This is a genomic window from Azoarcus sp. L1K30, assembly GCF_018122735.1.
Classification (GTDB): Bacteria; Pseudomonadota; Gammaproteobacteria; order Burkholderiales; family Rhodocyclaceae; genus Parazoarcus.
The window spans coordinates 2,642,264-2,648,538 of record NZ_JAGRRD010000001.1 but is presented as its reverse complement, the minus strand read 5'-3'; the positions used below and the strand labels follow the sequence as shown (position 1 = coordinate 2,648,538).

9 protein-coding genes are annotated in these 6,275 nt (G+C 63.1%); 8 read left to right on the top strand and 1 reads right to left on the bottom strand.

The features are described from left to right. The 6 genes from J5J83_RS12200 to J5J83_RS12175 form a co-directional block, all read left to right on the top strand. Window positions 1-259: hypothetical protein (locus J5J83_RS12200; protein ID WP_212349475.1), on the top strand; the 259-nt coding region annotated here is incomplete at its 5' end. A 10-nt stretch (window positions 260-269) separates the two neighbouring features. Next, on the top strand, window positions 270-458 hold the full coding sequence (locus J5J83_RS12195; RefSeq protein WP_212349473.1) for a hypothetical protein: 189 nt from the start codon (window positions 270-272) through the stop codon (window positions 456-458). 178 nt (window positions 459-636) lie between these two features. After that, window positions 637-1,224, top strand: a complete 588-nt coding sequence (locus J5J83_RS12190; RefSeq protein ID WP_212349471.1) for a uracil-DNA glycosylase family protein — start codon at window positions 637-639, stop codon at window positions 1,222-1,224. 127 nt (window positions 1,225-1,351) lie between these two features. After that, window positions 1,352-1,966 (top strand): LysE family translocator, encoded by a 615-nt coding sequence (locus J5J83_RS12185; RefSeq protein ID WP_212349469.1) that lies wholly within the window; start codon window positions 1,352-1,354, stop codon window positions 1,964-1,966. A 37-nt stretch (window positions 1,967-2,003) separates the two neighbouring features. Then, complete coding sequence (locus tag J5J83_RS12180; protein WP_212349467.1) at window positions 2,004-2,699, top strand: aspartate/glutamate racemase family protein; 696 nt, start codon at window positions 2,004-2,006, stop codon at window positions 2,697-2,699. Window positions 2,700-2,805: 106 nt separating this feature from the next. Further along, window positions 2,806-3,111, top strand: coding sequence for a hypothetical protein (locus J5J83_RS12175; protein WP_212349466.1), 306 nt, complete (start codon window positions 2,806-2,808; stop codon window positions 3,109-3,111). A 126-nt stretch (window positions 3,112-3,237) separates the two neighbouring features. Here the strand turns inward: J5J83_RS12175 and J5J83_RS12170 are convergent, their stop codons facing one another. After that, window positions 3,238-3,789, bottom strand: a complete 552-nt coding sequence (locus tag J5J83_RS12170; RefSeq protein WP_212349464.1) for a hypothetical protein — start codon at window positions 3,787-3,789, stop codon at window positions 3,238-3,240. A 478-nt stretch (window positions 3,790-4,267) separates the two neighbouring features. Between J5J83_RS12170 and J5J83_RS12165 the strand changes: the two genes are divergently transcribed. Together J5J83_RS12165 and J5J83_RS12160 are read left to right on the top strand one after the other, a co-directional pair. Next, window positions 4,268-4,996 carry a hypothetical protein gene (locus tag J5J83_RS12165; RefSeq protein WP_212349462.1) on the top strand — a complete coding sequence of 243 codons (729 nt, stop codon included), beginning with the start codon at window positions 4,268-4,270 and terminating at the stop codon, window positions 4,994-4,996. Between the two features lie 48 nt (window positions 4,997-5,044). Further along, window positions 5,045-6,268: a GNAT family N-acetyltransferase gene (locus tag J5J83_RS12160; protein ID WP_212349460.1), complete on the top strand. Its 1,224-nt coding sequence runs from the start codon at window positions 5,045-5,047 to the stop codon at window positions 6,266-6,268. Window positions 6,269-6,275: the final 7 nt, after the last annotated feature.

The following is a 6,275-nucleotide window of genomic DNA, read 5'->3' as shown; positions in this document are numbered from 1 at the left end:
GCCACTGCGCCTGAGCGAAACGGCAAGACGGGTTCGCCGGGCGCTTACGGCGCTCGCAGCGAAAGCCCCTGCCTCGCTATGGCGTGGGTTGCCGAAGACGGGCTCTGCCTTGCCAAATTTGCGGGATCGAAACAAGTCTGACCAAGGGCAGGCAAAGAAGTCTGCCGTGCAGTTAGATGTGGTGATTCGCATGGCCGGTCGTCAGGGGATTGTTTTCGCCATGAGATTCCATGTTCTAAGCTACAGACTGCGTCTTTGAATGGAGATCCATGAACATGAAATCGAATGCTCGATCCGTTGTGCTTGGCAAGTGGGCCGTGGCGTTGTTGCTGGCCGCTCCGCTCGTCCTCGCGGGGTGCGAAAAAGAGGGGCCTATGGAGCGTGCCGGAAAAAAAGTCGATGAGGCAGTCGAGAAAGCGGGTGATGCCGTGGAAAAGGCAACTGACCCTAAGAAGTAGGCCGATTCGGGGACCACAGTCCTGGATTAAGCGGTGTAGCACTGCATGCTGCCTGCCGAACGTCACGGGGTAGGGGGCGTCCGACGTGCGCTGAGCGGTCATCGAGTATTGACCGAGATGGTGCCGCAACGTGGGTGCCTCCGTTGCGCTTCCTCGAATTTGAGATGGAGGTTCAAGCTTGGCATCGCTTACATCGCTGTTGAGCGAAGTGCGCCGCTGTACGATCTGTGCGGCGCATCTGCCGCTCGGTCCGCGGCCAATCCTGCAGTTTCACCCACATGCGCGCATTCTGATCGCGGGGCAGGCGCCGGGGCGGAAGGTTCATGAATCCGGCATGCCGTTCGCGGACGCGAGTGGCGATCGTCTTCGCGATTGGCTTGGCGTCGCCCCGGACGTCTTCTACGACCCGAAGCAGGTGGCCATCCTGCCAATGGGATTCTGTTTTCCCGGCACCGGCAAGGCGGGCGATCTTCCGCCACGGCGGGAGTGCGCACCGGCGTGGCGTGAGCAGCTGCTGCGTCATCTGGTTGATTTGCGGCTCACGCTCGTCATCGGCCAGTACGCGCAGGCTTACCATTTGCCCGATGCTGATGCATCGGTGACGCGTGCGGTCCAGTCCTGGCGCGAGCACTGGCCCCACGTCGTCCCCTTGCCCCATCCGAGCCCACGCAACAATCTCTGGTTGCGTCGAAATCCCTGGTTTGAAGTGGAGCTGCTTCCGCAACTGCGGGCGCGGGTCGCAGAGGTGCTCGCGGGCACGGGCTGAGCTGCGGTGCGGGCGGGATGATCCGGCACGCGATCCGTCCTGCCTGCGTTGAATGCCGTGCGGGTTGGTGACTGCGGCATTGTGTGGCAGTGTAGCGGCTGATGTCGCCACGCCCTGGAGCGCCTACATGATCAGCCCCGAATTTCTCTTCACTTCTCTGGTGGTCGTACTCATTCCAGGTACGGGCGTGATCTACACCGTGTCCACGGGCATCGTGCAGGGGCGAGCGGCAAGCATCTACGCGAGCATTGGCTGCACGGCAGGCATCGTGCCCCACCTGGCGGCCACGATCCTCGGACTGGCCGCCGTCATGCACACGAGCGCGCTGGCGTTTCAGGTGCTCAAGTATGCGGGTGTTGCTTATCTTTTCTACATCGCCTATGCCACCTGGCGCGATCCGTCGGCTTTCGCGGTGGACGGTACGGTGGCTCGGGTGGGCCGGTCAAGCATCGTATTGAAGGCCTTTCTGCTGAACATCCTGAACCCGAAGCTGACGATCTTCTTCCTGGCGTTTCTGCCCCAGTTCGTCGAGCCGGGCGCTGCACGGCCGGTGCTTCAACTACTCACCTTGAGCGCCATCTTCATGGCGATGACCTTCGTTGTCTTCGTCGTCTATGGCAGCGTGGCGCATGCGTTTCGGCGCCATGTCATCGAGTCCGCTGCCGTTCAGCGCTGGCTTCGCCAAGGTTTCGCTGCGGCGTTTGCCGGGCTCGGGGTCAGGCTGGCGGTCAGTGACAAGTGATCATGCAGGAGGGCCGGATCCTGTCAAAGGAGATGTCGTGAAGACCATTGGCCTGATCGGCGGCATGAGCTGGGAGTCGACGATTCCCTACTATCGTCTGATCAACGAGACCGTCAAGGCACGTCTGGGTGGCCTGCATTCGGCGAAAATCGTCCTCTACAGCGTGGACTTCCACGAGATCGAGCGCCTTCAGCATGGCGGAGACTGGGATGCCGCTGCGGCCATCCTGGCCGATGCCGCCCGGGCGCTCGAAGCCGCAGGCGCGGCCTTCCTGGCGCTGTGCACGAATACCATGCACAAGGTCGCCCCCAGCATCGAAGCGGCCGTCGGCATCCCGCTGCTGCATATCGCCGATCCGACTGCCGCGGAGATCAGGCGGGCAGGGTATACCAGCGTGGGTTTGCTCGGCACGCGATTCACGATGGAGCAGGCCTTCTATCGCGAACGCCTGATCGAGCGTCATGGCCTTCGTGTCATCGTTCCCGGGCCGGAAGATCGTGCCGTCGTTCACCGCATCATCTACGAGGAGCTATGCCTGGGCATCGTGAGCCCGGCGTCTCGCGGCGAGTATCGAAGAATCATCGAACGGCTGGCGTCCCAAGGGGCACAGGCGATCATTCTCGGGTGCACGGAAATATCACTTCTGGTGGGACCGCAGGACTCGCCGGTGCCGCTGTTCGACACCACGGCGATTCACGCGCGCATGGCGGCGGAACAGGCGCTGTTGCCGTGATGCCCAAGCCGTCATTCGTCTGGAGCACACGCAAAATGCGGCGTCAGCCGGTGCGGACGAGACGATGTCGATGGTCTGTTGGCGTGTCCCGCGTGGGGCGTCTCGCATGAGCCGGGACGTGGCCGCTCGCCGCATCTACACCCTGTTCTTGGTGTGTGCCGCACTGACCGCTGCGGTCGTGATCGCGTTCTTTGTCATTGGCCTGAACGACGGTTCGGTGTCCTCGTTCAACGCCGGGCTGTGGTCGTTGATCCTGTCCGTCATGGGGGCCAGTCTTTGGGGTGGTCATGCCCTGCACGCAAGCGGCAGGGTCGGCCTCGCTATTGTCGTATTGGCCGTTACCGCCGTTCCCGGCATGGTGGCGGCGCTGTTCGTCGTGCTGCTCCTTGTCACCGAGCCGCGGTGGAACTAGCGCCGCCCAGGCGACATCGTTTGCCCTTGTGCAGGGCGCTGGCGGAGCAGGTCGGCACAGCGGTGACGGCAAGAAACTGGGCGACCGTGCTCAGATTGCTGGCATTGGCAAATGAACGCGAGCGCGCTATCCGGTGCTCGCGCCAAAGCGCGCCTCGGCCTCGCGAAATAGCGACTTGACGCGCTCGACGTTCCACGGACGTTCGCTGAGGGTTTCGTGGTCCCATTCGCTTCGTGGTGTGGGCGGGGCGAAGAAGTCACCGCCATAGACGTGTATCGCGCACGTCATCTTGCCGATCGGATTCAGTACCGAATGGATGACGTCGCTGTCGAGGGTGGCGACATCGCCGCCCCCCAGGGATCTGGCGCCCGTGGCGGCAATCGTCGGTCCCGTCCGTTGCCAGAAGATGTTGTCCTCGCGTCCCGCATAAATGCCGACAACTGAAAACATCTGGTGATTGTGCGGCATCAGGCACATGCAGGGTGCCCATACGAAGTTGATGACCGTGAGTGCCGGCGACCTGAAAATCGGCGTAAGACCGGCATGTTCTGGGGCGCCAAATTCGGCAAGGATTCCGGCCCTATCGGAAACGGCCTCAGCCATCAACTCGCGAATCGCCTCGTGTCCCTCGGCGACTCCGCGCACACAATCCTCAATGAAACGATCCTTGTTGAACATGATGTTGCACCCCCATGCCTTGATGGGTCGAGCAAAGGACTGTCCGCTCAACCGGAGGACTCTTCGGTTGTCGGGCTCCGTCAGGCTTGTACACGGCCTTTTGACTGCAGGGGCTTGCCGTGTGTTCCCGAGGTTGCCACTGCAGGGGGCGACAGGAACGCGTCGGAAAAGACGGTACGTTGACGCCGCGCCGGATATTGTCGGCACTCGCCGGGCAACCCGAAAATCCGGATGCTATCCTGATCAACGGGCGCGCACTTTCGCCCGGGGTGAAGTGTCGCGACGCCAGCCATCGAGCAGCTTGCAGGTCTCTGTTCGAGGGCGCCCACGGTGGTGCGAGGTCGGGTTCCACCTGGTGGCTCATCGTGCGCTGGCACCCTTTCATCACTTCGCGGAATCGTGCCCTTGACCTGCGGAATTGCGGTCGCAAGGACATTGACCGCAGCCGACGAGCAACAGCGGATGGAAGGAGATTCTGATGACCATCACCAACGGCCAGTCCGGGACGAATGTGCATGAGATTGCCGACGGAATCTATCGCATCAACACGCCGGTCGTGATCGATGGCGGGGGCGGATTCTCGTTCAATCAGTACCTGATCGTGGACGATGAGCCCTTGCTCTTTCACACAGGCCCAAGAAAGATGTTTCCCTTGGTGCACGAAGCGGTGAAAACGTTGTTGCCGGCCGGCAGGCTGCGGTATATCGGCTTTTCCCATGTTGAAGCCGATGAGTGCGGATCGCTCAACGAATGGCTGGCGATTGCACCGCAGTCGGTGCCAGTGTGTGGCATGGTTGCGGCGATGGTGTCGATCAGCGATCTGGCGGACCGCGCCCCGCGCGCACTTGCTGACGGCGAGCTGCTCGCGCTGGGCAAGCACTGTGTGCGCTGGCTGGATGCGCCGCATCTGCCGCACGCCTGGGAATGCGGATTTCTGACCGAAGAACTGACGTCCACCTTGCTGTGTGGAGACCTGTTCACCCAAGGCGGCAGCGATCTCGCGCCGGTGACGGAATCGGACATCCTTGGACCGAGCGAGGCATTCCGCCATCAGATGGATTACTTCTCGCACACAAAGAACGCACGTGCGATGCTGGAGAAACTTGCCTCGACCAATCCACGGACGCTCGCGTGCATGCACGGCAGCGCATGGCGGGGCGACGGGGCGAAACTGCTTGGAGCGCTTGCCGATGCACTTGCGGCATGAACTGCAACTGCCCAGCTGCAGGGCGAACCTTGCAGATGGAGGTCATAGATGGCGTTGAACGTGCTCGTTCCCGGGCAGATCTGGCATGCGCAGCAGGCGCTGCGCTTCGGGCCGTTCGCGATCACCACGCGGATGACGGTCGTGCGCCTTTGTGACGGCAGGCTGTGGGTGCATTCGCCGATCGCGCCCACGCCCGATTTGGTGGCTGCGCTCGACGCAATCGGACCGGTGGGTTTCGTCGTGGCGCCGAACAAGGCGCACCACCTTTTCTTCTTGCCCTTCATGCAGGCATTTCCGGCGGCCTCCGGGCTGATCGCACCCGGTCTTGCGCGCAAGCGGCCGGATCTCGCCGGCTTCGAGGTGATCGGCGCGATGGACGCGCCGCCATGGAGGCCGGAGTTGCATCAGATCTTCATCGACGGGCTGCCCATTCTGCACGAGACGGCATGGTTTCACGCACCGAGCGGCACGCTGATCCTCACCGACCTGCTGTGTTGTTTCGGCCCGGACAACCGGGGGCTGGGCGGGCTTGCGGCGCGCCTGCTCGGCGTCTATGACCGGCTCGGCATGTCGCGCACGATCAGGGTCCTGGTCAGGGACAAGGCGGCGCTCGCCAACAGCGTGGACGCGCTGCTGGCGCTCGAGCCGCGCCGTATCGTTGTCGCCCATGATCAGGTCATCGAGACCGATGCCGCTCACAAGCTGGCGCAGGCGTTTGCCTGGCTGCCGGGGATTGGGATGCGTCAGGCAGTGCCGGCGGCTACCCGGCACCAGGAATCGCCGCCGGACGTGCCGGCGCTGGTGGTGCGTGAATTCCGCGACGGAGAGGAGCACCTGCTGTGGCAGGTCATGCACTCGTCGGTGCATGAGATCGCGCGTGCCCACTATGCGCCCGAGCAACTCGCGGCGTGGGCCCCCGACACCTGGCATGAGGAAGCCTGGTGCGCACTGATGCGCAGCAACCGTCCCTTCGTGGCCGAAGTCGACGGCCGGGTCGCCGGGTATGCCGACGTGCAGGCGGATGGCTATATCGACCAGTTCTTCGTCAGCGGTCATGCGGCGGGGCGGGGCGTCGGCTCGGCGCTGATGCGCCGGATCGAGGAGCGGGCCCGCAGTCTCGGGCTGGACCGCCTGCGCTCGAACGTCAGCCTTACCGCGCAGCCTTTCTTCCGCCGCTTCGGATTCGAGATCGAGGCCGAACAGGTGGTGGAGGTGCGCGGCGTTGCGCTGCGCAATGCAAGCATGCGCAAGGTATTGAATACCGGGGACTAGGGCTGGT

What these genes read in the sequence shown, in the direction of transcription:
- J5J83_RS12175 (WP_212349466.1), top strand. Translation starts at nt 2,806, where the DNA reads ATGAGCCGGGACGTGGCCGCTCGCCGCATCTACACCCTGTTCTTGGTG.
- J5J83_RS12170 (WP_212349464.1), bottom strand. Translation starts at nt 3,789, where the DNA reads ATGTTCAACAAGGATCGTTTCATTGAGGATTGTGTGCGCGGAGTCGCC.
- J5J83_RS12160 (WP_212349460.1), top strand. Translation starts at nt 5,045, where the DNA reads ATGGCGTTGAACGTGCTCGTTCCCGGGCAGATCTGGCATGCGCAGCAG.
- J5J83_RS12165 (WP_212349462.1), top strand. Translation starts at nt 4,268, where the DNA reads ATGACCATCACCAACGGCCAGTCCGGGACGAATGTGCATGAGATTGCC.
- J5J83_RS12195 (WP_212349473.1), top strand. Translation starts at nt 270, where the DNA reads ATGAACATGAAATCGAATGCTCGATCCGTTGTGCTTGGCAAGTGGGCC.
- J5J83_RS12185 (WP_212349469.1), top strand. Translation starts at nt 1,352, where the DNA reads ATGATCAGCCCCGAATTTCTCTTCACTTCTCTGGTGGTCGTACTCATT.